This window comes from Trueperella pecoris, assembly GCF_014926385.1.
GTDB classification, from domain to species: Bacteria; Actinomycetota; Actinomycetes; order Actinomycetales; family Actinomycetaceae; genus Trueperella; species Trueperella pecoris.
Window position 1 is genome coordinate 61000 of the sequence record NZ_CP053291.1, and the last position, 25561, is coordinate 86560.

Below are 25561 nucleotides of genomic sequence, written 5' to 3' on the forward strand. Positions count from 1 at the left end.
GTCATTTTACCCGGGTTTCGAGGCGGCCCCGCGCCGGGTACCCCGTTCCGTACACTCGGCCCTGACCGGCTGGCCTGCGCCAGATGCGTCGCGCCGGGTGCCCAGTTCCGGGTGCCCAGTTCCGGGTGTTGGGCGCGACGGCGGGTTCGGCGTCGTTATCAAGCCGCGGTATCGGGCGTTCGGCGGGGTGACCAGGCGAAACGAACGCCACGCGCCCGGGCGGCGGTGAGCCAGTTACCGAATGCCTCACGCGTCACCACGTCTTGCCAGACCACATGCAGCGGATCGAAGCCGGCGGCACGAAAGTGGCGGTCGCGGTCGGTTTCGCGCGCGATGCTGGCGCGCACGTCGTTATCTCTTAGCATCGAGGGCGTATACATTTTGGTGCGGCCGTCGAACTCGTAAACGAGCCGATTCTCCCGATCAAGGAAGTCGCACCGGTACCGCACCGTCCCAAACTCGAACCAGACCTGAGGCTCGGCTGGTAGGAGACGAAAATCGTCGAGCCGGAGGAGAAGCAAGGATTCACCCACCGACTCGACGCGCCCATCCATCAGCCGCACCACTCGGCGCAGTCGTCCAATTCCCGGCGATGGAGGGAGCCGCTTCAAGATGGCGACGATACTCTCCCGCGTCGCCAACTGTTCATGGAGAATAAAGTTTGCGCATACGAGGGCATCCTCAACAGTTGCGAACCTTGCCAAATCGGCTACGATCTGCGCTGGAGAGGACACTTTGAAACCGAGGAAATCGATCGTCTCGGGCTCGATGGACGATCGATGCGTGCGGGCATTGGCTGTTCTGCTGGCCTTACCGCGCGGCCCGCACTGGCGTACCACGTGATCCGGATGCGGTGTCATGAGTGGCAGGCCGAGGAGCACGGCTGCCGAGTGTCCGGCAATGGAAACGGCTTGCGAGTTTGCGCGGTCCATTCGGCGTCGCATGATGTAATTGATGTGATGGAGTGAGGCTATGCGGCTTCGGCGTTCGTCGTCGGGCGCGGGAGCAGGGCAAATGTAGCCCCGATGGGGCTGGGTGAGTCCCCGCCGGCGAGCAATCTTGCGAAGAGCGCGCGGGTCATTTTCCTCGACGTCATGCAGGCGCAGACCGCTGGCTTGGATCTCACGAAATTCGCTTTCGCGATCGCCAATCCAACGCTCGTAGTACTGCGTGCTGTTCGGGATGGGGTGAGAGTAGAGAGTTACGCCGTGCACCATGTTGGTCCGTCCTTTCCGCATCACCGAGGATACTTCGGTGACGCGTGGCCGGGCTGGCAAGATCCTCTGAATGTGGATTGTCCGTGCGCTGAGGCGTCTGTGGATAGCTTTCCGGGTGGCGGGTGGCGGGCCGGGCGGCGGTTTACGGCGGAGTTGGCGTGGTGGCGCAGGTGTGCATGGGTGTGCCGCGGGCGGCCGTTCGCCTGCGCTTGCCCGCGCTGTATTAAGCTGGCGTATATTAATACAGCGTGGATCAGCTTAATAGGGTTTCGGCGGAAGGGGCCGGCGGAAGAGGCCCCGGCGCCCCGCCGCCTACTCGGCGTCGGCCTCCATGCCGGTCACGAGGAAGCGCATCCGGTGTGCGACCGACACCCCGTGGTCGCCGAAGCGCTCGAGGTAGCGGCCGAGCAGGATGATGTCAACGACCTCTTGGCGGCTCAGGTCGCGGGAGTCGTCGAGGGCAATGTCGAAGGTCTTCGCGTGGAGCTCGTCGAGGACGTCGTCGCCGCGAATGATCTGGTCGGCAATGGTGAGGTCCGCTGTCTCAACGAGCGCCGCAACGAGCTTTCCCACTTCAGCGGCTTTGTCAGCCATCTGCTCGAAAAGGCCCTGAACGTCGCCCTGGACGACAGTATTCGGGAATCGCCCACGCGCAACATACGCGACGTGGCGCGCGAGGTCGCCCATGCGCTCAAGTGTTGCGGATAGGCGCAGGGCGGAGACGACGGTGCGCAGGTCGCCGGCTACGGGCGCCTGCCGGGCCAGAAGCGAAATGCCCATGTCATCGATGCTTCGTTCGAGCATGTCGATGGAGTGATCGGCGTCGATGACGCGTTCGGCCAACGCGAGGTTTGCATTCTTCAACGACGCCGCAGCGCCATTCATCGCCTTCGATGCGGCCTGTGCCTGCAAGATGAGGGTGTCGGTGAGTTCCTGCATCTGCTGACGGAATTGTTCGCGCACGCGTGCTCCTTTCGGGTGTGCGCTCCGGGCGCCCACCGCGCTCTGACCGCGGGCCGACCCCGCAGCTGGTTCCGCGGGCCGACCCCGCTTGCGGCCGTGACGGGCGGGAGGTGCCTGTACGGCGTCGTGAGCCCATTTCACCAGCGCAAGGTAAACGTGGCACGCAAGGGAGGTTAACGGTTGGTTAATGATGGTCGAGCGGGTGGTTTTTGTTGCTATGTCGGGCAAAATGATGGTCTAGTGTTAGGTCTATGGCAGATGGTGTTGCATTCGGGGTGGGTTTCTTCCTCGGAATATTTGTGGCGGTGGTGGCGATTGTTGCCTACGAGATTTCCCAGCGCCTTTTTGGCCAGACGGCCCGGGAGCTCCCGCCTGCTGACGACACGGATGTGACCGCTCTGCTCGCATCCCTTCCGCAGTCCCACATTGTTCTTGACGAACATAACGCGGTGGTGCGGGCGTCCTCGATCACTTACGCCTATGGCCTCATTGCCAACGGTGTGCTGCGGCCGGAGCTGAGCGAGCTCGCCGAGGAGGCGCGAGGCTCGGGCCAAGTCTCGGATCTTGATTTGCGGTTGCCGCGCCTGGATGAGGACGTCCCTGGGCTGCGCCTGTGGGTGCGTGCGACCCCGATGTCGGGCGACAAGGTGTTGATACTTTTTGAGGACAACACGAAAAAGCGGCGCCTGGAGGAGATGCGGCGTGATTTCGTGGCGAATGTTTCCCACGAGTTGAAGACGCCGGTGGGGGCCATTGGCCTGCTGGCTGAAGCGATGACGGAGGTGGCTGACGAGCCGGAGCATGTGCGCAGGTTCTCGGCACGCCTGAGCACTGAGGCGACCCGCCTGTCGGAGCTGGTCCAGGAGATCATCCAGCTCTCGCGCCTGCAGGACGCGAACGTGTTGGCTGAGTCAGAGTTTGTTGACGTCGACGACGTCGTGGCCGAGGCCCTCGACCGCGTTCGGGTGGAGGCGCGCTCGCGAGGGGTCAAGCTGGTTTCTGGCGGCACGCCTGACCTGCAGGTGTATGGCGATCGTGCGCTGCTGACGACGGCGGTGCGCAACCTTCTCGACAACGCTGTGCGGTATTCGAAGCCGCACGGGCAGGTGTCGGTTGGTGTGAGCGCGGATTCGGGGGAGGTGCGCATCGCCGTGGTCGACCAAGGCGAGGGCATTTCGCCCGAGGCCCAGCAGCGTATTTTTGAGCGCTTTTACCGTGGGGACCGGGCCCGCTCGCGTGAGACGGGCGGTACCGGCCTGGGCCTGTCGATCGTTAAGCATGTGGTTGGGGATCACGGCGGACGCGTCAAGGTGTGGAGCAAACCCGGCCAGGGGTCGACTTTCACGATGATTCTGCCCGCCGCTTTCCAAGGCACCGCGCCGACGCCGCCCGCCCAGCCGCAACCGGCCACGACGCGACCGGCCACGACGGCGTCGCCCGCATCGCACACGAACGGAGGGAACTGATGACGCGCATCCTCATCGTCGAAGACGAGCCGACCTACCGCGAGATGCTGGAGTTTAACCTGGTCCGGGACGGGTTTGAGGTGACGACGGCGTCGAACGGCGTGGCGGCGATGGAGCAGTTTGCCCGCACGGATGCGGACATCGTGCTGCTCGACCTCATGCTTCCGGGGCTGTCCGGCACGGAGGTGTGCCGGCGTATCCGTGCACAATCGGGCGTGCCCATCATCATGCTGACCGCCAAGGATACGGAGATCGACAAGGTGGTCGGCTTGGAGATCGGCGCGGACGACTACGTGACCAAGCCGTATTCCTACCGCGAGCTCGTGGCGCGCATCCGGGCGGTGTTGCGCCGCGTGAGAGACGTGGAGGAGCACAGCGCGGAGCTGCTGGTGGCCGGTGAGGTGGAAATGGATGTGGACGCGCATGTGGTGCGCGTGGCCGGCGAGCCGGTGTCCATGCCGTTGCGTGAGTTCGAGTTGCTCGAACTATTCATGCACAATCGTGACCGAGTCCTGACCCGTAGCCAGATCCTCGACCGCATTTGGGGCCTGGATTACATCGGCGACACGAAGACGCTCGACGTACACGTTAAGCGCATTCGGTCCAAGATCGAGACCGATCCGACCAACCCTGCCCTGCTGTTGACCGTGCGTGGACTGGGCTACAAACTGGTGTCAAATCCGGCATAGCCACCCCGTGAAGGCGCGCCGACGGCGTCGTTACATTGACGGCGTAAAAATAGGGGCAGAACCGCGAAGGGCACAATGATAGAATGGGCCGCAGTCGATTCAGGAAAGAGTGATCCACCAGTGACCTTCAAAGTTGGCGAAACGGTTGTTTACCCGCATCATGGGGCTGCGTACATCGAGGAAATCTCGGAAAAGACGATGCGCGGCGAGACGCGCACGTACCTCACCCTCCGGATTCTGCAGGGCGATTTGGTGATCCAGGTTCCGCAGGAATCGATCGAGCAGGTCGGTGTGCGTGACGTGTCGAATGAGGAGCAGCTTGAGCGCGTCTTTAGCGTGCTTCGTGAGACGGACGTCGAGGAGCCAGCTAACTGGTCGCGTCGCTACAAGGCCAATGGCGAAAAGTTGACCTCGGGGGACGTGAACAAGGTGGCCGAGGTCGTACGTGACCTCTCCCGCCGCAACGTCGATCGCGGTCTTTCCGCTGGTGAGAAGCGCATGTTGGGCCAGGCTCGCGCGATCCTCGGCTCGGAAGTGGCCCTTGCCCGTGACATCACGGACGAAGAGGCGGACGCCCTGCTCGATGAAGTGATGGGTATCGACGCCGAATCGGCAGCCACCGCTGCGACTCCGGAATCGGCTGAATCGGCCGACTAATGTCTTTCGCCGCCGTCATTGCCGGCGCCGGCTCGGGCACGCGGCTGGGCGCGAACATGCCCAAGGCCCTGGTTCGCCTGGGCGGGGTGCCGCTGCTTGTGCATGCCATCCGCGGGATGAACGCGGCCGGTATTGACGACGTGGTCGTCACCATTCCCGCCGGCGTTGAGGCACGCGCGGCTTTCACCGACGCCTTGGCCGAGGGTGGGGTTGCGGCCCGCCTGGTGGTGGGCGGTAGCACGCGCCAGGGATCCGTTGCGAACGGTCTGGCGGCTGTGACCAGCGATTATGTTCTTATCCACGACGCCGCCCGGGCGCTGACCCCGGTGAGCGTCATTTCTCGCGTGTGCCGCGCGTTGGAGGCGGGGCACGACGCCGTCGTCCCGGCTCTCGCCGTGACCGACACGATCAAGGAGGTCGGCCCACGCCAGGTGCAGGCCGCTGGCTCCGGTGGCGTGAGTGGTGCCGACGGCGTCGTGGACGTGGAACCCGTGGTGGCCACGTTGGACCGTGCGAAGCTGCGCGCGATGCAGACGCCGCAGGGCTTCCGCACGGAGCTCGTGCGGCGGGCGCACCGGGCCGGCTGGGAGCGCGGCGCGAACGAGGCGAGCGCCGCCCCGGACGACGCGGCGCTCGTGGAGGCGATGGGTGAGCCGGTGGTGCTCGTCGAGGGATCGCCGGAGGCGATGAAGGTAACCACCGCCTGGGACTTGGCGGTGGCACACATGTTGTTAACGAGGGACGAGTAATGGCGATGCGCGTGGCGACGGCTTTTGACGCACACAAGTTTTCCGCAGACCCCGCACGCCCGCTGTGGCTGGCGTGCCTCGAGTGGGATGGCGTGCGCGGGCTCGAGGGGCATTCGGATGCCGACGTCGCCGCTCACGCGGCCTGCGACGCCTTGCTGATGGCCGCCGGTGTGGGCGAGTTGGGTGCCGTCTTCGGTACGGATCGTCCCGAGTGGGCCGGAGCGTCGGGCGAGGTGTTGCTGGCCGAGTCGGTCCGGCTCGTGCGAGAGGCCGGGTGGATGATTGAGAACGTCTCCGTCCAGATTATCGGGCAACGCCCGAGGTTTGCTCCGCGCAAGGGGGAAGCGGAGGCGGCGATGAGCGCGGTGGTCGGTGCGCCGGTATCGGTTGCGGCGACCACCTCGGATCGCATGGGCTTCACTGGCCGTGACGAGGGACTGGCGGCGATCGCCACGGCACTGCTGACGCGCTAGCGGGTGCGAAATCGATGTCGGACACATTTTGATGGTCAGAGCAAAGGAGCACCAATGATCATCCAACTGACGAATGGTAGCCAACGGCTGACGTTAAGCACGCGCGGTGCCACGATCTTCGACTGGGACCCCGGCATCGGCACCTCCGTCCTCGACGGGTATCGCAGCTTGGCCGAGCAAGAAGAGAACGACGGGTTCCGCAACGCCGTTCTCGCGCCGTGGTCGAACCGAACCGAAGATGCCACCTGGGACGATGACGGCGTGGCCCGCTCCACGCTCGGCCTCACCAACGCCGAGGGCCTGCATGGGCTAGTGTGGTCGGCGGAGTTTGAGGTGGTCAGCGAAACCTGGCCCGACGGCGTCGTCGACTACGAAATCATCGGTGATCACATCGAGCTAGCTACCACGATTCCTGACTCGCCGGCCTACCCCGGCCCGGTCGACGTGCGGGTCCGGTACGACATCTCTGACTCGGGAAAGCTTGGCGTGCGGATAGCCGCGCGCAACGCGGGCGGGCGCGAGATACCCGTCGCCCTGGGGTGGCACCCGTACGTCCGGGTGGAGATGGCCAAGGCACACCTGCAACTGGCCGCCACGCATGCGATAGTGACCGACGATCGCCTCCTTCCGTTGCCTGGCGAGAAAGCCTTCCGTGCGCTCGAGAAAGGTCTGGACAGGTTGTCGCGAGAGATTCCCCTCGACCCCGACCTCGACACGGGCTTCACTGGCCTCGGCGTCGACCGTGGGTGGGCCACTGCCCATCTCGACACTGGGCTCGGGTATGAGGTGGAGATGTCGATGAAGGTGGACAACGGCGTCGGCAGGCCAAACTTCCACGTCTTCACGGGCGCTCCGCTCAAGCGTGACCCGTTGAAGTCGCTTGCCCTTGAGCCGTGTCTGACCATGGCAAACATGCTCAACCGCAGTGAAGAAAAGGCGAGGGTGATGGTGCAGCCGGGTGAGACTCGCACGCTCGAGGTCGAAGTCGTGGTCCGTTGACTCGCCGCACGTGGGTAAAAAGTGCGCCGGGCATGGGCCCGGCGCACTGTCGTGAATTAGCCTTGATGCTTTGGCTGAGCCTTGACCGGCAAGAACGCCAGCAGGCCAAGCACGAGCACGATCGTAATGCCGAGGATGCCGAAGTAGGCGGCCTCGCCAACACCGATCCCCATCACGCCGGCCCCTACCGTGATAGCGGTGGAGTACATGAAGGGTGCAAGTGGAGAGACGGCGCGCCCCGTCGTCGCGTACAGGCCAAAGATCTCAGCCTCCTCGCCGGGAGGTGCGATACGGGCTAGGTAAGTGCGCGATGCGGATTGAATGGGACCAACGAAGATGCACAACACAAGGCCGAACACCCAGTACACCTGTTTCGGGGTGAGCCCGGCGACGCCGTCGTGAAACAAGAACACAGACATGCCCATAGCGACCATCGATACGAGCGAGATAATGATGACGGCGCGTGCGCCGATCCTGTCGTCAAGCCATCCGAAACTGATCGTGGCGATACCAGCGACCACGTTCGTAGCAACACCGAAAATGATGACCTCGTTGGGTGCAAAACCGAAAGCATTACCGGCTAGGACGGCGCCGAAGGAGAAGACACCGGCCAGACCGTCGCGGTAAATCGCCGACGAGAGCAAGAACCACACCACCTGGCGATCATGCCGCCACAGCTCGGCAATCGAACGGAAGAGCTGGCGGTACGCCTCGAAAACGCCCAGCCGGGGTGTATCTGTGCGAGCAGGCTTGTTCTTGAGCCTGAAGAGCAAAGGTAGCGACGCGGTCAGGAGCCACAGGGCAGCGATAAGCATCGCGACGCGGATGTTAAGCCCGGCTTCCTTGGTTACGCCGAACCAGCCGACGTCGGGAGAGATGAAGCCGACGAAGAGGATCATGAGTAGCACGATGCCGCCCAAGTAGCCCAAGCCCCAGCCGAAACCAGATATACGCCCGACGTTATGTGGAGCAGAGATGTCGGAAATCAAGGCGTTGTAAATGACCGAGCCAGTCTCGAATGCGATATTGCCCAGCGCTAAGAGAACAAGCCCAAGCATCAAGCCATGTTGACCTGGCGTGACGAAGAAGAGACAAGCGATGATAAGCGCGGTAGACAACGTCGTGAAGCGAAGAATTGTGCTACGACGCCCGCTACGGTCAACAGCCTGCCCCAGAGCCGGGGCAATGAGTGCAATGAAAAGACCCGCGATAGTCATGGCGTAGCCGAGAAGTCGGTTCGCATCCGGGCCGAAGAGTTTCGCGTTCGTCAGGTAAACGGCAAAGACGAACGTGGTGACGACGGCGTTGAATGCCGCAGAGCCCCAATCCCAGAGGCCCCAAGCCCATACGTCCTTATTGAAAGTTCTTATTCGGGTGGAATCGAGGGCTGCATTGCCCGCGCTTGCGTGGATGTCCATGTTCTAAACATACGTCTTTCGGTTACCGGTTGGTAAATTGGTCGGAATCGATGTGGGCGGGCTCAGTATGAACCGGTAGTCTAGGATAGTGAAGATTTTTGATTCGAAGACCAAGTCGCTACGAGATTTCACACCTCTCAATCCGGGCAAGGTGGGTATCTACCTGTGTGGTGCCACCGTGCAGGGTAGCCCCCACATTGGCCACATGCGCTCCGCTCTCGCCTTCGATGTGTTGGTGCGGTGGCTGAAGCGTTCCGGTTACGAAGTGACGATGGTCCGCAACGTGACGGATATCGATGACAAAATCTTGGCGAAATCTGCCGAGGCGGGCGCGCCGTGGTGGGCATGGGCCTACCGATTTGAAAACGAATTCGCCAAGGCTTATCGCGCGCTCGGCGTGCTTGATCCTACCTACGAGCCGCGTGCAACCGGGCATGTTCCCGAGATGATTGATCTCATGAAGGTCCTCATCGAACGCGGGCACGCCTACGCGGGGGACAGCGGGAACGTGTATTTCGACGTTTCCTCGCTGGAGGATTACGGATCGCTCACCAACCAGTCAGTGGCCGATTTGCACGTTGACGACGACGAAGCGGCAGCCGACAAGCGTGGTCCGCACGATTTCGCACTGTGGAAGGCGCCCAAGGCGGGAGAGCCGGAGAGCGCCTCATGGGACACGCCATGGGGGCGCGGCCGCCCCGGCTGGCATCTTGAGTGCTCGGCGATGGCAGGCAAGTACCTTGGCGACGCGTTCGACATTCACGCCGGCGGCATCGATCTTCGTTTCCCACATCACGAGAACGAACAGGCCCAGTCCCATGGCGCCGGGCAGGACTTTGCCCAATACTGGATGCATAACGCGTGGGTGACCATTGAGGGCGAAAAGATGAGCAAGTCACTGGGTAACTCGCTCACGGTGGAGAACATTCTGACCGAGCACGCAGCCGTGATCGTCCGCCTCGCCCTGGGAACCGTTCACTACCGCTCGACAGTGGCGTATTCCGAGGCCACTCTCACCGAGGCCGCCGCGATCTGGGATCGGCTAGCGGGGTTTGTCCACCGGTCAGTGCAGACCGTCGGCGAGGTTCCGTTGCAGGAGATTGCCGCGGTTGGCCGCGACGATCTTCCGGCCGAATTCGTCGAGGCCCTGGACGATGACCTCAACGTCTCAGCCGGCCTAGCTGTTATCCACGAGCATGTGACGGCGGGCAACAATGCGCTCGCGAACAACGATCACGTGGAGGCGCGTATCGAGCAGGTGCTGGTGCGTGCGATGCTCGACGTGTTGGGACTGGATCCGATGGCGGAGCCGTGGCGGCACACGGAGGCATCCTCGACGATGCATGATGCTCTTGACTCCCTGGTCAACCGCATTCTGGATGAGCGCGCCGCCGCGCGCGCCGAAAAGGATTGGGCACGCGCGGACTCACTGCGCGATTCGCTCACACAAGCAGGCATTGTGGTCGAAGATTCGGCCGAGGGTGCACGATGGAAAGTAGGTGGAGACCTTGGCTAACGCTCATCGCGGACGCCCCGGCGCCGTACGTAAGAATGCCCGCAAGGGTGCGAGCAAGGGCACGGGCGGCCATTCGCGCAAGCGCCTGGAGGGCAGGGGCCCGACGCCGAAGGCCGAGGATCGTACCTACCATCCGGCATATAAGAAGAAGCAAGAACGTGAAGCCGTGGCACGTAAGGCCGAGGGGCCGAAGTTGCGCGGTATTCTGCGTCAGCCCGAAGGCTACGAGCTCGTCGCTGGGCGCAACCCGGTCTACGAGGCGGTCCAGTCGGGTATCCCTTATGAGCGGGTGTTCCTCGTTGGGGCCATGTCTCACGACGAGCGTGTGGCCGAGGTTGCCCGCGCCGCCATGGCCACGGGCACCACGATCGTGGAGGTCACCCGCACGGAGCTGGACAAGATGACCGACGGCGCGGTTCATCAGGGTATCGCCATCGAGGTCCCGCCCTTTGACTATGCGGATGTTGAGGACCTGGTTGAGATCGCCGCCGAATCGATACGCCCGGGTCTGATCGTGGCACTCGATTCTGTGACCGACCCCCACAACCTTGGCGCTGTCATGCGTTCGGCGGCCGCCTTCCGTGCAGACGGTGTGTTGATCCCCGAGCGCCGATCGGCGTCGGTGAATGCGACAGTGTGGAAGGTGTCGGCGGGCGCGGCTGCGCGTCTCCCGGTTGCTCGCGAAACCAACCTTGTGCGTGCGCTCAAGCATCTCAAGGAGTTGGGCTACTTCGTCGTCGGGCTGGCTGGCGACGGGGACGCCGTCGTCGGTGAGGTCAATATGGCTGATGTCCCGCTCGTCCTCGTGACGGGTTCGGAGGGCGGCGGCCTGTCGCGCCTCGTGCGTGAGACGTGCGACGTCGTCGCCTCGATTCCGATCGACGGTTCGACCGAGTCGCTCAACGCGGCCGTGGCCACGGGCATCGCGCTGTACCAGATCGATCAGCACCGGCGCTCCATCTAAACTTCAGGCGGGCTTTACCCCGCTCACCAACCGGCGAGCCATCGCCTGCGATATGCTGAAAACTGAAGGAGGCGACATGGGATCTTGGCGCACAGTTCGTGGGCACATCCAACGTCTTGACCACACGCTGGTGACCGACGACGACGTCCTAACGTTCTTCGAGGAGGAGCGCATTTTGGGCCGCGGCGCGTCCGACGGCGGGGGCGGCTTCGACTTCGAGGTGGCGGTCGGCGGACGCCGACGTCGTGTGGCGACGCTCGATGAGGAAGGCACAGTCTTCCGCGGGCGCTCGGTGAACGACCTGCTGGAGGCAATCTCCGAGCGCCTACGCAAGGTTGAGGTGGAGCTCGATGGCATCGTCGCGCACGGTCCGATCGACATCGGCTCGGTTGACGTTTCCGACGAGGCCCTGCTCGAAGACCCTGACGAAGCGCCTGGTGAGGAACCGGGCGAAGCACAAGGCGAAGGCCCACAGGAGCCCGACGACCACGCCGAGGCCTACGACCGCGAGGGCCCGATGATGGTGATCGCAGACCTGCCGCTGTCGGAAGTACCGGGCATCGTCAAGACCGAGGACACGGATGTGGCTGTCTCTAAGCTCGGCGACGCACTCGTCATGGTGGCCGATACCAGCCTGCACTCCGTGCGCAAAATCTTCCCGCGCCCCTCCTTCCAGATCACGGTCTCGGCAGGTAGCGCGGAGCAGAATCCCACCCTCTACGTCCGGCGCGATAATTCATACCTGACCTGGGACTGGACCGGCGAGTTGCCGGCCTTCAGCTGGATTGAGCCGGGATCGGAAGCCTACGAGTTCGTCGTGGACGAAACGGGTGCCGGCGCCGTCGCGCGCAAGATGGTGGCCGACGTGATTGCCGCCCGCTTCGTGGACATTCGCACCGCCCTCCAGGCCAACGCCGCCATGGGCATGCGCGCCCTCGTGGCCGCACTGGGCCTGCCGAAGGAAATTGCGGACTCCCTCGAGGGGCTCGGCTCACTGAGCGATATCCCCAATTCGCGCCTCTTCCGCCCGAGTACCGCGGGCGCTGCCTTCGAAGACCGCCTCGCCTTCGAACTCGCGGGGGAGGGCTTCGTGGAGCCGACCGTCATGGGTGCCTACCGCAAGGTCTACCTGGAGCGCCCGTGGGCCGTGGCCCTTGCCTCGGCCGCCCAGACGGCGATCGCTGGTGCCGTGCTAGCCGTAGCCTTCAATCGTTCGGGGGCGGGCAAGTCGAGGAAGATGCTCGCCGCGCTAGGCGGGGCAGGCGTCGTCTCAGGACTAACCCGCATCGTGGCTACCTCCTACGCCAGCGAGGTTGTCAGCCAGCGGCAGTCCGACATCGAGACTTGGAAACACATGCGCAACTGGCAGGAGAGCCATGACTAGCTTCGGACTTCCGATCGAGCCGGCCGACGCCGACCTCGAGGCTTTCTGGACGCACGCGATCATCGCCGGCAAGCTCAACCCGATCGACGCCGTCGGCGGGCAAACCGACCTCGTCTCGTTACGCCCGGGCGCCTTTGCCTTCGGGGCGACTCGGGTGGCCGCCAACAGGCTAGCCGAACTCGTCCTCACCGGAGCCAAGCGCGCGACCTCCAGTTACGCTGCCGCCTACGCCCTCGAAGGCGAGTCCTTCCCGACGCCGGACGACATGTGGATTCTCTGCGACGGCGAGGGCCGGCCGCGGGCGTTGCTGCGTAACACCGACGTCGTTGTGACACCTTTCGATGAGATCGGGCCCGACGTAGCCGACGCCGAAGGCGAGGGCGACCTCGCGACGTGGCGTGCCGACCATGAGCGCTTCTTCACAGAAGAGGGCAACGAGTTCGGCTACGACTTCGATCCCTCCGGCGATGTGGTGACCGAATACTTTGAGGTCCTTTACGCCAAGTAAACCACCACTTCTGGCCGGGCCGAACGGCACTGTCAGGCGCGAGCGCGGGCGGTGGCGACGGCGTCGTGAACCCCCGCCCGCACGTCCAGAGGGCGGACGGTGTGGCGTGCACATCGTGAGATGGATTTCGTGTCCGGGGCAAGCGTGAGTACTATCGTGCAGGGTCGTTAACGCGGCTAGGCCGCGGGCGCCTCATCGTTTAACTGCATGGAGGCTCGATTGGCTGTTTTTACTTGGAAGCTGCACGGCGATGGACGTTCCATCGGAACGGGCGAAGTTGTTCTTCCCAATGAAAGATTGTCGTGGCCGATGACGTTCGGCATCGGCGCACAACACGTGGTGGCCATGTTTGGGGCCACCTTTTTAGTACCCCTACTGACCGGCTTCGATCCGGCAACCACACTATTCTTCACCGGCTTGGGCACGATCCTGTTCCTGCTCATCACCGCGGGGCGCCTACCTTCCTACCTCGGCTCGTCGTTCGCGCTCATCGCGCCTATCGGCGCAGTCACCGGGTACGTGGCCGGCGGTGGCGCGCCGGTCGAAGAGGCCAAAGCCTCCCTGGCTCAAGGCGGCGTCATCGCCGCAGGCGCGGCGCTGGCACTGGTCGGCGTCGTCGTGCACTTCGCCGGCGCACGCTGGATCGACAAGCTCATGCCGCCGATCGTTACCGGCGCGATCGTCTCACTCATCGGCTTCAACCTCGCGCCCGCCGCGTGGGGAAACGTCAAGCAGGCGCCCGTCACCGCCGTCGTGACCATCCTGGCCATCCTGCTCTCGACGGTGCTGTTCAAGGGCATCCTTGGGCGACTGTCGATCCTCATCGGTGTGCTCGTCGGCTACGTCACCGCGGTTGTGCGCGGCGAGGTCAACTTCGACGCGATCTCCTCGGCAGGCTGGGTGGGCGTGCCGCAATTCCGCGCCCCCGACTTCGACCTGGCCCTGCTCGGGCTCTTCGTGCCGGTCGTGCTGGTGCTCGTCGCTGAGAACGTCGGCCACGTCAAGTCCGTGTCTGCGATGACCGGCCAAGACCTCGACGACATCACGGGACGCGCCCTATTTGCCGACGGCGTCTCCACCATGTTCGCCGGCGCCGGAGGCGGATCGGGAACCACCACCTACGCCGAGAACATCGGCGTCATGGCCGCCACCCGCGTGTACTCCACCGTCGCCTACGTGGTGGCAGCCGGGATCGCGCTCTGCCTCTCCATGCTGCCTAAGTTTGGCCAGCTCATCGCCACCATCCCGCCGGGCGTCCTCGGCGGCGCCGCGACCGTGCTGTACGGCATGATCGGCATGCTGGGCGTGCGAATCTGGGTACAGAACAAGGTCGACTTCTCCGACCCGGTCAACCTCAACACCGCCGCCGTCGCCATGGTTCTGGCCATTGCCAACTACACGCTCTACGTGGGCGACATGGTCTTCGAGGGCATTGCGCTGGGTTCATTCTCAGCCATCATCATCTACCACGTCATGCGCGCGCTCTCGCGCTGGCGCGGCACCACCATCGAACCGGCGACGCCAGCCTCGGCTCCCGCTGGCGCCGAACTCGAGCCCGGCGCACTCAACCGCGAGCCGCGCTAGTGGCTTGCTGGCGTGGGTCTCTCGGGGTTGGCTTTCGCTCGGGGCTTTCGGAATCAGCTTTCGCCCGGGCTCGAGGGCTGAGCTTTCGGGCTTGACGTTCGTTGCGATGAGGCGGGTCTACCTTCTGGTAGGCCCGCCTTGGCGTGTGTGCGTATGGCCGTGTCGCAGCGTCGTCGGTTACGGTCAGCTTCGGCGTCGTCGGGTACCTTTCGCGGGCGTGGCCACGGCTTCCCGGGGACTAGTCGAAAATCTCGGGGCTAGCTGAAATCAGCGAACGGAACGCAACCCTTGATCGGGCTCATCGCCGCGGTGAAGTCCTCTTCCGTCGGCGCTGTCACCATCTCGGAATATGCCGTCCCGACGACGACCTCAACGACTTGGCTGGTCATGTTTGGGTCGGCGTGAACGGTTGCTCCGGGGAAGTAAGCGCGCAGAGTGTAAGCATTGGTGACGCCCGCGGGACCGGCATAAATCCGGACGGGCTCTTCGAACTCGTCGCCAGCCCAATTCGCCGTACCGGAGATGACGACGCCCGCGGTTGCCAGCGACGCAGCGACATTTCCAGCTAGTCCCGAACGATTCGTTGCGTTGTACACGTTGACGGTAATCGTGGAGGGGGTGACGGGGGCCGCGTCCGCCGTCGGGCAGACGACGGTCTCGGCCGTGGGCGGCTGGGAGAACTTTTTATCGGGGAAAGGCAGAATTCCAGACCACACCAACGTCCCAAACACAAGAAGTACCGCCATGACGGCGATGATCGAGCCGAAGATGACGGTCTGACGTTGCTGCGTGCGCTTGCGGTATTCTGCGCGGGCGTTAGAACTCACGCATCCAATCTAGCCGATAGTGCTGCGGCATGCGGGGAAGAAGATGATGCGTGATTCTATCTCCGGTCGATTGGGCGGTGGCTACCGAATCTCCAGTAGGCTCTGGAACGGCGACCAACCTAGAATCAATGTCGAAACCGCAAGACAAAGAAAACAAAAGAACGGCTATGATGGAGACGCATGCGTGCGTCGATGAAGTCGGGGGCAGACTTGAGTCTTGGTCGTGGCACCTTCGTGATCGTGGTGGTTTGGTAATGTTCCGGCCAGACACGAGGGCGTTGACGGTTTACTGTTGGGCGGACGGTAGTGGGTTTGGCTGGAAGTCTCCCGGGGCCGTGATATTTCCGCAGACTGGTTACTTCGGCGAGTCCCCTTTCTTCACGGTAGATGTTGATATTGACGGCAAGATCGTTGACGTTGGCTTCGCGCTTGATGCCGCGGAAGGCAGACTTGAACACGATATCGAGTGCAGCATCGATCGGCGTTATGAGGGCGAATGGATGATCTGGGAGATTGCTTTTCCGCAAGGGAGCCTTCTGACGTGTACTGAGGAAGAGACATGGCACGCCGTTGGAAAGCTTGCAGACACACTCAGCGTCACCCTTACTCCTGACCGAGAGACACTCAAGATGTCCATCCGGTCAGGAAAATTAGCGCCTAGCGCTGTGCCGCAGTGATGCCAGACACTGTGACGACGCCGTGACGCTTCGGGGCAATCCAGATCCGTCGATGACGTCGGGCCCGACCATTTCTTTACAGTGGCCATCTCATTGTTACCTGATGTCAGGAGGAGTTTGGCGTCCGTCTCGAATACGATACCGGGTGGAAGACCCGCGTGAGCGCAGCTTTTGGTTTTCGAAGCAGCCTGGGCATTAAACGCGGCGATTGAAGAAAGACTCCCCACGCACCCGCCAGAGCCCAAGTACCCTTGCTGCATTCCTGCCCTGGGGGAGTTCCTCAAGATGACGCCACGTGGGGAGCCGACAACAATACTACCATGACTTCAGCTCTATGCCGCACGCCCAGAATGATGTGTAGAAGTGATTCGGCCTGCTTAGAGCCGAATGAGACTAACTCCACCCGGGAGAGCATGCGGCCTGATTTCCTAAAACGGCCCGCGTTTCGTAAACTGAGAGGCGTTCAGATTCTTTGAGTCTGTACCGAGGAGGATTCGCCTAGCGGCCTATGGCGCTCGCTTGGAAAGCGGGTTGGGTTAACGCCCTCGGGGGTTCGAATCCCCCATCCTCCGCAGATCGCCCCTTCCGGAAGCCCCGGGAGGGGCGTTTTCGTTGCATTCCTGCGGGTTTGCGGTGTGGTGCGGTTTTGTCGGAGCGGCCTAATACGCTCAGAACACACCAGAAACCACCGCCGGGCATGCGGGTTGGGTCTTTTCAACCCATGGACATAACCGGGCAGATGTCAACGAGGCAACCGCTTTCGGCGTCTCTTAAGAACCCTGACCTTCCCGCATCACACCAACGAAAAACCTGATCATAAGACACACTTTTGTCTATTAGCCACCGGCTAGCTCGTACTCGGAGGGAGAGTGCGGCTTCCCCGTCTGCACGGGCCTCTATGTATGGCTCCTGTGGGCCTTGATGGCCGAGTGGCAGAATGTATTCATGGGCGGTCACGGCGCGCAGGGAGGATGCCGGGAGCCGAGAATCGATGAGAATCAGGTTAAGTTTGTGCACTTAAGCGACGGCAAGGCCAAGAGGCGCAAACACTACATGCGCACCCAGGCCGGCACAGGCGTTAATAAGAACTTCTTCGGTCGCGCCAACCCGTGTAGGAACCAGCTCCGACAATACCATTTGCTGTGAACTTCAAATTACTACTTCACAAGATGCTGATTCACACCTAAACTGAAAGCGAATAGAGCCGAACAGTCTCCGTATGGTGGCGTGCCATGACAAGCACATGGATAGGCTCTATTCCTACTATTCGCTTCTGAAAACCCACCAATTCCCAGCGGGCTGCCGGGCTCGTCTACGCACTTGACTCCACCTTTCAGTAGAGGTCACCCTTTCACCCTTCTTGAGTCCTGCCATAATCGTTCCTGCCACCATGTCGGCAAGCTGTAGCCCGATGGAGTTCCGTGAATCTTCACAGACCACTTCTGAAGCGGTGTTTCGTGTGCCGTGGCCGTTCGCGTGCTCAAGCAGGTAGTCAGTGCTCTTGACGCCGAAAGCGCGCAAGTCCGCTCCGTCGATCACGATGCGGCAATCAGTCACTTGTTCCCATGTGTGGGTCAACAGTTGCCTAATGAAGTAAGTTTTCATTTCATTGGCGTGAGAGGTGAGAAACTGGCTAGTGAGTTGTTTTTTGTCGATGATGATTGCCCTCACGTGGAAATCTTCGTTTTCGATGCGTTTGAAGAATTCGTCCCGATGACGTTCTTTCATCTTGGCGTGCTTAAACTCTCCTGCAGTTTTCATGTAGTCCGGAATCGCAAGCAAGGCTTGTTCAGTGGATTTCCATGCCGATTCTGTTTTAAACAGGCACATTGACAAGACAAGGTGAGTTGAGGAACCTTGCCTGAATTTCATGCCGGCGTCGCCTGAATCGTCAATAAATGCGTACACGTTTACCTGTTCTTGTTTTGGTTTTCTTCGCCTGCGCCGTCGTAGGGGGCTGGTTCGTGGCGGGTGAGCATGGCAGCTTTCTGAGGCGGAGTATAGGAGGTGATTGACTGCTCCCCTTGCCGAACGCTTCTGCAGCTTCGGCGTCTTCTACTCGGAATACGCGGGCGAGATCAGAAATAGTCGCAACGGCTGGAGGCTTTGGGCACCCGCTTAGCGCTACCCGCCGCACAGCAGGTTTCACTTGCTCGGAACGCTCGGCCAAATGTCCGTAGGATTCAATTCCAGCGTGCTCGGAATATCTATCCCACGGTGGCGGGAAGCTGCTCTCAAACATAGCTAAAAATTGCCCACTTTCGACGCTCTGCCTATCCGAATGATAGACGCTCCGTAAATAAACTACATCAGCATAATGCCCGAAAGGTGTTTGAATAAGCCGGTATAGGTTGTTGACTTAGTTGAGGGTGTTGTCTGCCATCGTGATTAACGCCTAACGTCAACGTATTGCAAACATCTGTTACGGTTACCTTCCACAGATAGATGTGCGCCGTGAAGCTAACCTCACCACCAACCCTGAAGCAATTCCCTTGTTTCAGAGGGTTGAGCTAATCCGAGCTCGCCGCCCGGGCGGGCGCTCCAATGCCCTCATCGCCATTTCGCCGCCGGGTGCAATACCCACACCGGCATCGACGTCTCCCGTGATGCCGCAACAGGGCTCGGCGTGCCAATTGACTCCGCCATCTTCCGGGGATAACCATGTTTCCCGTTTGGGAGGCGGGGTATCTTGCTTTCGCGATATTTCGTTTATTTGCATGCTTTCCATGCAGGGGTCACATGCGTCTGTACGGATTAGATCTTTGACTGCAACGATGTCTTGTGAATGCGAAACGAAAGTGCGCGTGATCCCGTATTCTAGTTTTATGCTCAAAACCCGTATTGCTCTAATTCTTAGCTCTGTGCTATTAGTCGTGACAACGCTTTCTGCATGCGACGAAGCTGAAAAGGTCGAAACAGGAACAGTGCCTTACGTTAAGTTTCATGAGTGTGCAAGAGCCTCTACGAAGCTTCAAGAGGCAGGATTTACAAAAGTTACTTTTGCCGCCGAAGGTAACGAAAATGTGCCAATCGAGTTGGGAAAATTTAAGCGTTGCGAGGTCAAACAACAAGAGCCAGACGATGGCCTAGAAGCGCCACTTTCACAAGAAATAAAGCTGATTGTTGCACAGGAGAAAGTTTTGCGAATGGCGGTTAGTTCCTGCAAGCCACATCCAGGGGCTAGGCTGGTCGATAACGAAAAAACTCTGGTTTTGAATGGTGTCGGTTCACAGGATCCGGCGGGCATGGGCCCAGAGTATTTAGGTTGTTTCCTAAGTGCTGTTCGCGCACCAGAGCGAGTCTTAACGGCGATGGAGGCGACGCGTACCCTTGACGGACGTCAGCATGCCGAATGGGATGACATATCCGCCGAATGGAGCTATCACCCTGACCAGGGTCTGGATGTTGTTCTTTACATGAAGGACTAGATCTTTGTAGGTATTGCTTTCGTGGTGAGTCAACGGACAGGCTAGCATTCCGGAAACGCACCGCCTGTGGATAACTGAAATTATCGGTGCGATTGCAGTGGTGGGCGGTGGAGCGAGAAAAATTTGACGGAGGGTTTGCGTAGACTAGGGAGCGTGAGTATCGCCCTGTATCGCCGTTACCGGCCCGAGTCTTTCCAGGAAGTGATCGGTCAAGATCACGTCACCAAGCCACTGAAGGCTGCCCTGGAAGCGGGTCGCACTACGCATGCCTATCTGTTCTCCGGTCCGCGCGGATGTGGGAAGACCACCTCGGCGCGTATTCTCGCGCGTTGCCTGAATTGCGTTGAGTATCCAACGGCTACGCCCTGTGGCGTGTGCGATTCTTGTAAGGAGCTTTCGCGGGACGGTTCCGGGTCATTGGACGTGGTGGAGCTTGATGCGGCGTCGCACGGCGGCGTCGATGACGCGCGAGAGCTTCGGGAACAGGCCGGTTTCGCTCCGGTGCGGGATCGCTTCAAGATCTTCATCATCGATGAGGCACACATGGTCACTAACCAGGGCTTCAATGCACTGTTGAAGCTGGTTGAGGAACCGCCTCCGCATGTGAAGTTCATTTTTGCCACGACCGAGCCCGAAAAGGTCATCGGGACGATTCGCTCGCGCACACATCACTATCCGTTCCGTCTTGTGCCGCCGCTCGACTTGGAAAAGTACCTGGCGCTGTTGTGCGCGCAGGAGGGTGTGAGCGCTGGGAAGGATCTGCTCTCTCTCGTTGTGCGGGCGGGAACAGGCTCCGTACGTGACACATTGTCCGTGCTTGACCAGATTATTGGTGGTTCGGAAGGAACACGCCTGGACTATGAACGCGCGGTGGCGCTACTCGGCTACACGTCGGCGACTTTGCTGGACGAAGCTATCAATGCGATCACAGCTCGTGACGGTGCAGGAATTTTCGGCGTGGTCGATGCAGTTGTGAAGTCAGGTCATGATCCGCGCCGTTTCGTGGAGGACCTTCTCCAACGGTTGCGTGACTTGGTCATCATTTCCTTGGCAGGAGAAGAAGCGAAGGATGTCTTCGTTTCCGTTCCTGAAGACCAGTATGCGACCATGATTGACCAGGCGAGCGCGCTGGGTGCCGAACGCGCCTCGCAGTGCGCGGATCTGACGAATGAGGCACTCAGCGAGATGGCGGGCGCAACTGCGCCGCGGCTGCAGCTGGAGTTGCTGTGTGCACGGTTGATCATTGCGCGCGTGGGTGCTCCGGAACAGCAGGCGGTCGTTAAGAACGGGCCAGAGGCTCCGACCCCCGAGGTGGCCAGTAGCCTGGCCAAGTTCCGTTCGCGGGCTGGCTCCGTTGCGGCGCCACAAGCCCAGCAAGCACCTCAAGCCAAGCAAGGGCCACAAGCGCAAGAAGCGCCACGGGCCCCCCAAACACCTCAGGCTAGCGCTGTGCAACAAGGCCAGCAGGCGCCGCAAAGGCAGCCGGCGTCGCAGAGCCGGACACCTCAACAAGGGGGAGTCGCTCCGCAGGCGACACCCGCTCCTCAGGCTGTTGCCGCTCCTCAAATGGCTCCCAGTGCTCACAGCGTTCCCGAACCGCAAGAGACACCCGCTCCTCACGAGCCTCCACGTCAACAGAACCTGCCAATCGAGCAAGGACGGCCGACACGGCAGGGTATGCCAGCGCCTCAGGAATCCTTGGTCGATCGTCAGCGCCGGCTAGATCAGATGGATCCGCGTGTTCGGCCGATGCCCGCGATGCCAGTGGACGAACCGAGTGGCGAAGAGGGTGGAAGTCGGCCGAGGGGCGAGCGAGTCAACGCGCCGGAGAACCCGCAAAGGCAAGAACAACCAGCACCCGCGCAGGACTCAGCGAGCGAGGGTCCGTTGGCCCAGGTCACTTCACACTGGGGTGCGATTATCTCTGACCAGAGCCTGTCACGCATCGCCCACGCGCAACTGAACGCAGCACGTGGACCGGTGAGCGTCGAAGGAGGCGTGCTATACGTCGGCTTCGATCAGCCGGGCGTGGCCAACGCCTTCACTGCCCGGGGCGCTCGCGAGGTCGAGCAGATTCTCTCCACGCATCTCAACCTGAGTCTGCGCGTTCAAGGCAGGGCAGGGGGAGAGGGCCCAAAAGTTAGTGCCGCGCAGGTCGCGGCGCCAACGCAGCCGCACGCCGACGCCACCACTCACGCTGACGCCACCACTCATGGCGACTCCGAGGCCAAGGCAGGCGCCGCCGCCCTTGGCGAGTCGGCCCCGCAACGGGCACCCATGCCGGTTCCAGCTACGCAACCACAGCCGGCCGCTCCCGGGCGAGAAACCACTGCGGCGCCTGCTATGGAACCGGAACCGGAGTCGCCGCCAACACGCCCATCCCAGCAAGCGCGGCAGGTGCACTCACTCGAGCCGGCGAATAGCGAACCGGTCTTCGAACCTGGCCCCGAGCCCATCGACGAATATGACGAGGCCCTCTACGGCGAACCCCATGGCTACCCGAACGCCAGCGCACGTGCCTCCCATGCCTCGCCCGCAACATCGCAAGTCTCGCCCACATTCCAACCCTCACCCACGTCCGAACCGTCGAGCTCCCAAGCCGTGGCCCCTGGTTCTCGGCCCGATTGGCCTGCAACTCCTACATCCTCGGCCGCCTCCATCCTCGGATCGGCCGCCGAGAACTTCCCCATGCCCCCGCCCGCCGACCTGCCGGCAAACATGGTCACCAGCTACGGTGAGACAGCCGACAACGCGGGTGACGGCGTCGTGAAAATGCCCTTTACCGTGCCACCCGTCGAAGACCCCTTCACACACACGACGCGAGGAAAGTGGAGTCCGCCGCCGGGACCGGTGACGCACCTGACCGCCGTCGGCGACCCGGACGACGAACCCGAACCCGCAGAAGAAAATCCCGAGTGGGAAGGCGCCTCGGCGGACGACCCCGATATCTCACAGTCAACCGTGGTGGGTCTACAAGTTGTGCTCGAGCGCTTCGACGCTAAAGTGATCGAAGAACGTGAGGAGGGCTAATGGCCGGAGTATACGACGGCGCCGTACAGACGCTCATTGACGAACTCGGGCGCCTGCCCGGGGTGGGCCCCAAAGGCGCCCAGCGCATCGCCTTTTACCTACTCGAAGCTGACGACGCCGAAGTCCAGGCCCTCGTCGACGCCCTCGAATCCGTGAAATCAAAGGTAAAATTCTGCGAAGTCTGCGGCAACGTCACCGAAGACACGCTCTGCCGAATCTGCTCTGATCCGCGCCGCCTCGACTCGGTGATCTGCGTCGTTGAAGAGGCCAAAGATATCGTCGCCATCGAACGCTCCCGCGAATACCGCGGCAAATATCACGTGCTCGGCGGCGCCATCGACCCCATCGGCGGCGTCGGCCCAGACAACCTGCGCATCCGAGAACTCTACGCGCGCCTCGGATCCGGTGAAGTCCAAGAGGTCATCCTCGCCATGGACCCCAACGTTGAAGGCGAGGCTACCGCAACCTACCTCTCGCTTAACCTGTCCCACATGAACGTCATCGTCTCGCGCCTGGCCTCCGGACTACCCGTCGGCGGCGACCTCGAATACGCCGACGAAGTGACCATCTCCCGCGCCATGGAAGGCCGCCAACGCATCCATACGCCCACCAGATGAGAGTCCCGTGCCTCATACGCAAACCTCACATACCATGAGGGCACCAATAATAAGGAGTTAAAGTGTCTCTCATCGTGCAAAAGTTCGGCGGATCATCCGTCGCCGACGCCGACGGCATCAAGCGCGTCGCCAAACGCATTGTGGACACGCATCAGGCCGGAAACAAGGTCGTCGTCATCGTATCCGCCATGGGCGACACGACCGACGAACTGATCGACCTCGCCGCCTCAGTTACGGATGCACCCAGCGCACGCGAAATGGACATCCTGCTCACAGCCGGCGAACGCATCTCCATGGCGCTCCTCGCCATGGCCGTGACCGACCTCGGCGTGCACGCCCATGCCTTCACCGGCCAACAAGCCGGCCTCCACACCGATACGGCCTACGGCAAGGCGTCGATCGTCGGCGTCGTGCCCGAACGCATCGCCCGCGTCCTGCAAGCCGACGAAATCGCCATCATCGCAGGCTTCCAAGGCGTCAACATACACGAAGACGTCACCACGCTCGGCCGCGGCGGATCCGACACCACCGCCGTCGCCTTCGCAGCGGCACTGCGTGCGGACGTGTGCGAAATCTACTCCGACGTCGACGGCGTGCTGACCGCCGACCCCCGCATCTGCAAGTCCGCCCGGCAAATACCGGCGCTGACCTACGAAGAAACACTCGAGATGGCAGCACACGGCGCCAAAATCTTGCACCTGCGTGCAGTCGAATACGCTCGCCGCTACGACGTGCCATTACATGTGCGCTCATCGTTTTCCAACAAGGAAGGAACGTGGATCGTGAACGAGTCCACCCGTAGCCGCTGGGACGGCGACAACGAAGCCCCGATCATCTCCGGGATCAGCCACGATACATCGCAGGCAAAAATTACCATCACGCGCGTCCCCGACGAACCGGGGGCCGCCGCCCGCATCTTCCAGGTGGTCGCCGACGCCGGCTCGTCAATCGACATGATCGTCCAAAATGTGCCCGTCAACCAGCCAGGCCAAGCCAACATCTCCTTCACGCTGCCCATCGCCGAGGTCCAGCTCGCCGTCGACGCCCTCGAGGCAGCCCGCGAGAGCCTCGGCTTCGACCAGATTCAGCAAGACGACGGCGTCGGCATCCTCTCGCTGATAGGTACAGGTATGCGGTCGCACCCGGGAGTGACCGCGAAGTTCTTCGCCGCCCTCGCCGAAGCAGGTATCAACATTGACATGATTTCCACCTCGGAGATTCGTATCTCCACCGTGCTCGACGCCCGCGACGTACCCGAGGCCGTCCGAGTCGTACACACCGCATTCGACCTAGATGCCGAAGAAGAAGCAATCGTTTACGGAGGTAGCGGACGATGAACATCACCCTTGCAGTTGTTGGCGCAACCGGCCAGGTCGGACGCGTCATGCGCACATTGCTAGAAGAACGCAACGTGGATGTCGATGCGGTTAGGTTCTTCTCGTCGGCTCGTTCGGCGGGCACCGTTCTGCCATTCCGGGGGCACGACGTCGTGGTTGAAGACGTAGCCGACGCCGACTTCTCAGGAATCGACGTTGCTGTGTTTTCGGCCGGCGGAGCGGCGTCGTTAGAGTACGCGCCGAAATTTGCGGCGGCGGGCGCCGTCGTCGTCGATAACTCCTCCGCATGGCGAAAGGACCCGCAGGTGCCGCTCGTCGTGTCCGAAGTTAACCCGGAGGCGATCAAGGACCGCCCGAAGGGAATCATCGCCAACCCCAATTGCACCACGATGGCGATCATGCCCGTCGTCAAGGTACTCGCCGATGAAGCCGGGCTGAAAAAGATGGTCGTGAGCTCCTACCAGGCCGTGTCCGGATCTGGACTTGCCGGCGTGAACGCCCTAGCCAACCAGGCCCGCGCCGGCGTCGAAGGAGGGGAGGCCCTCAAGGAGCTCGCCGTGGATGGGTACGCCATCGCGCACCCCGCTGACACGAAGCCCTATGTTGCTCCGATCGCCTTCAACGTTGTGCCGCTGGCCGGCTCCATCGTGGATGACGCCACCTTCGAGACCGACGAAGAGCAGAAACTACGAAACGAGTCGCGCAAGATTTTGGGCCTGCCAGACATCAAGGTCGCGGGCACGTGCGTGCGTGTTCCCGTGTTTACCGGGCACTCGATGGCGGTGTCGGCCGAGTTCGAGAACGAGATTTCGGTAGAACGCGCGATTGAGCTTCTCAAGGTTGCCCCCGGCGTGGAATACACCGAGGTTCCCAACCCGCTAGAATCCGCTGGAAACGACGCCTGTTATGTGGGGCGCGTGCGGCAGAACTACGCCGCCGACGATCCCGCGAAGGGGCTGTCTTTCTTCGTTGTGGGCGACAACCTGCGCAAGGGTGCGGCTCTCAACACCATCCAGATCGCGGAGCTCGTCATCGAGGAACTGCGGGGTTAGGGGCGG

At 61.8% G+C, this 25561-nt stretch carries 22 protein-coding genes, 1 tRNA gene and 1 other RNA gene; 18 read left to right on the forward strand and 6 right to left on the reverse strand.

Features of this window, described 5'->3' with window-relative positions; translation table 11 throughout:
• Positions 1-158: 158 nt before the first annotated feature.
• Together HLG82_RS00325 and phoU are read right to left on the reverse strand one after the other, a co-directional pair.
• Positions 159-1217, reverse strand: coding sequence for a hypothetical protein (locus HLG82_RS00325; RefSeq protein ID WP_193326792.1), 1059 nt, complete (start codon positions 1215-1217; stop codon positions 159-161).
• Between the two features lie 312 nt (positions 1218-1529).
• Positions 1530-2180: a phosphate signaling complex protein PhoU gene (phoU, locus tag HLG82_RS00330; RefSeq protein ID WP_193326793.1), complete on the reverse strand. Its 651-nt coding sequence runs from the start codon at positions 2178-2180 to the stop codon at positions 1530-1532.
• A 251-nt stretch (positions 2181-2431) separates the two neighbouring features.
• Between phoU and HLG82_RS00335 the strand changes: the two genes are divergently transcribed.
• From HLG82_RS00335 to HLG82_RS00360, 6 genes are all read left to right on the forward strand, one after another.
• Positions 2432-3646: a sensor histidine kinase gene (locus HLG82_RS00335; protein WP_193326794.1), complete on the forward strand. Its 1215-nt coding sequence runs from the start codon at positions 2432-2434 to the stop codon at positions 3644-3646.
• The gene (locus HLG82_RS00340) at positions 3646-4335 is read left to right on the forward strand and encodes a response regulator (protein WP_193326795.1); all 690 of its coding nucleotides are present in this window, start codon (positions 3646-3648) and stop codon (positions 4333-4335) included. Before HLG82_RS00335 ends, HLG82_RS00340 begins: the two co-directional genes overlap by 1 nt.
• A gap of 120 nt (positions 4336-4455) precedes the next feature.
• Entirely contained in the window at positions 4456-4992 is a 537-nt protein-coding gene (locus HLG82_RS00345; protein ID WP_193327672.1) for a CarD family transcriptional regulator, read from the forward strand.
• A complete protein-coding gene (ispD, locus tag HLG82_RS00350; protein WP_193326796.1) occupies positions 4992-5741 on the forward strand; it encodes a 2-C-methyl-D-erythritol 4-phosphate cytidylyltransferase in 750 nt (249 codons plus the stop codon). Before HLG82_RS00345 ends, ispD begins: the two co-directional genes overlap by 1 nt.
• Entirely contained in the window at positions 5741-6214 is a 474-nt protein-coding gene (ispF, locus tag HLG82_RS00355) for a 2-C-methyl-D-erythritol 2,4-cyclodiphosphate synthase (protein WP_193326797.1), read from the forward strand. The genes ispD and ispF overlap by 1 nt, the downstream gene beginning before the upstream one ends.
• 54 nt (positions 6215-6268) lie before the next feature.
• Positions 6269-7213: an aldose 1-epimerase gene (locus tag HLG82_RS00360; RefSeq protein WP_193326798.1), complete on the forward strand. Its 945-nt coding sequence runs from the start codon at positions 6269-6271 to the stop codon at positions 7211-7213.
• A gap of 56 nt (positions 7214-7269) precedes the next feature.
• Here the strand turns inward: HLG82_RS00360 and HLG82_RS00365 are convergent, their stop codons facing one another.
• Complete coding sequence (locus HLG82_RS00365) at positions 7270-8631, reverse strand: MFS transporter (protein ID WP_193326799.1); 1362 nt, start codon at positions 8629-8631, stop codon at positions 7270-7272.
• Positions 8632-8716: 85 nt separating this feature from the next.
• On the opposite strand from HLG82_RS00365, the gene cysS reads away from it, so the two are divergent.
• From cysS to HLG82_RS00390, 5 genes are all read left to right on the forward strand, one after another.
• Positions 8717-10147 (forward strand): cysteine--tRNA ligase, encoded by a 1431-nt coding sequence (gene cysS / locus HLG82_RS00370; protein WP_193327673.1) that lies wholly within the window; start codon positions 8717-8719, stop codon positions 10145-10147.
• Positions 10140-11111 carry a 23S rRNA (guanosine(2251)-2'-O)-methyltransferase RlmB gene (rlmB, locus tag HLG82_RS00375; RefSeq protein ID WP_193326800.1) on the forward strand — a complete coding sequence of 324 codons (972 nt, stop codon included), beginning with the start codon at positions 10140-10142 and terminating at the stop codon, positions 11109-11111. The genes cysS and rlmB overlap by 8 nt, the downstream gene beginning before the upstream one ends.
• A gap of 76 nt (positions 11112-11187) precedes the next feature.
• Entirely contained in the window at positions 11188-12495 is a 1308-nt protein-coding gene (locus tag HLG82_RS00380) for a hypothetical protein (RefSeq protein ID WP_193326801.1), read from the forward strand.
• Positions 12488-13003 carry an ASCH domain-containing protein gene (locus HLG82_RS00385; RefSeq protein WP_193326802.1) on the forward strand — a complete coding sequence of 172 codons (516 nt, stop codon included), beginning with the start codon at positions 12488-12490 and terminating at the stop codon, positions 13001-13003. Before HLG82_RS00380 ends, HLG82_RS00385 begins: the two co-directional genes overlap by 8 nt.
• 219 nt (positions 13004-13222) lie before the next feature.
• Entirely contained in the window at positions 13223-14587 is a 1365-nt protein-coding gene (locus tag HLG82_RS00390; protein WP_255313903.1) for a uracil-xanthine permease family protein, read from the forward strand.
• A 257-nt stretch (positions 14588-14844) separates the two neighbouring features.
• Here HLG82_RS00390 and HLG82_RS00395 read toward each other — a convergent pair whose 3' ends face one another.
• Positions 14845-15414 carry a LytR C-terminal domain-containing protein gene (locus tag HLG82_RS00395; protein ID WP_193326804.1) on the reverse strand — a complete coding sequence of 190 codons (570 nt, stop codon included), beginning with the start codon at positions 15412-15414 and terminating at the stop codon, positions 14845-14847.
• 335 nt (positions 15415-15749) lie between these two features.
• Here HLG82_RS00395 and HLG82_RS00400 point away from each other — a divergent pair, with 335 nt between their 5' ends.
• Positions 15750-16091, forward strand: coding sequence for a hypothetical protein (locus HLG82_RS00400; RefSeq protein ID WP_193326805.1), 342 nt, complete (start codon positions 15750-15752; stop codon positions 16089-16091).
• A 211-nt stretch (positions 16092-16302) separates the two neighbouring features.
• Here HLG82_RS00400 and ffs read toward each other — a convergent pair.
• An RNA gene (gene ffs, locus HLG82_RS00405) (signal recognition particle sRNA small type) lies at positions 16303-16399 on the reverse strand.
• Positions 16400-16578: 179 nt separating this feature from the next.
• Here ffs and HLG82_RS00410 point away from each other — a divergent pair.
• Positions 16579-16663 (forward strand) — tRNA-Ser (locus HLG82_RS00410).
• A 691-nt stretch (positions 16664-17354) separates the two neighbouring features.
• Here HLG82_RS00410 and HLG82_RS00415 read toward each other — a convergent pair.
• Positions 17355-17999: a DUF3800 domain-containing protein gene (locus HLG82_RS00415; protein ID WP_193326806.1), complete on the reverse strand. Its 645-nt coding sequence runs from the start codon at positions 17997-17999 to the stop codon at positions 17355-17357.
• A 917-nt stretch (positions 18000-18916) separates the two neighbouring features.
• On the opposite strand from HLG82_RS00415, the gene HLG82_RS00420 reads away from it, so the two are divergent.
• From HLG82_RS00420 to HLG82_RS00440, 5 genes are all read left to right on the forward strand, one after another.
• Complete coding sequence (locus HLG82_RS00420; RefSeq protein ID WP_193326807.1) at positions 18917-19519, forward strand: hypothetical protein; 603 nt, start codon at positions 18917-18919, stop codon at positions 19517-19519.
• A 153-nt stretch (positions 19520-19672) separates the two neighbouring features.
• Complete coding sequence (locus HLG82_RS00425) at positions 19673-22549, forward strand: DNA polymerase III subunit gamma and tau (protein ID WP_193326808.1); 2877 nt, start codon at positions 19673-19675, stop codon at positions 22547-22549.
• A complete protein-coding gene (gene recR, locus HLG82_RS00430; protein WP_193326809.1) occupies positions 22549-23166 on the forward strand; it encodes a recombination mediator RecR in 618 nt (205 codons plus the stop codon). The genes HLG82_RS00425 and recR overlap by 1 nt, the downstream gene beginning before the upstream one ends.
• A gap of 62 nt (positions 23167-23228) precedes the next feature.
• Complete coding sequence (locus HLG82_RS00435; protein WP_193326810.1) at positions 23229-24503, forward strand: aspartate kinase; 1275 nt, start codon at positions 23229-23231, stop codon at positions 24501-24503.
• A complete protein-coding gene (locus HLG82_RS00440; protein WP_193326811.1) occupies positions 24500-25555 on the forward strand; it encodes an aspartate-semialdehyde dehydrogenase in 1056 nt (351 codons plus the stop codon). The genes HLG82_RS00435 and HLG82_RS00440 overlap by 4 nt, the downstream gene beginning before the upstream one ends.
• Positions 25556-25561: the final 6 nt, after the last annotated feature.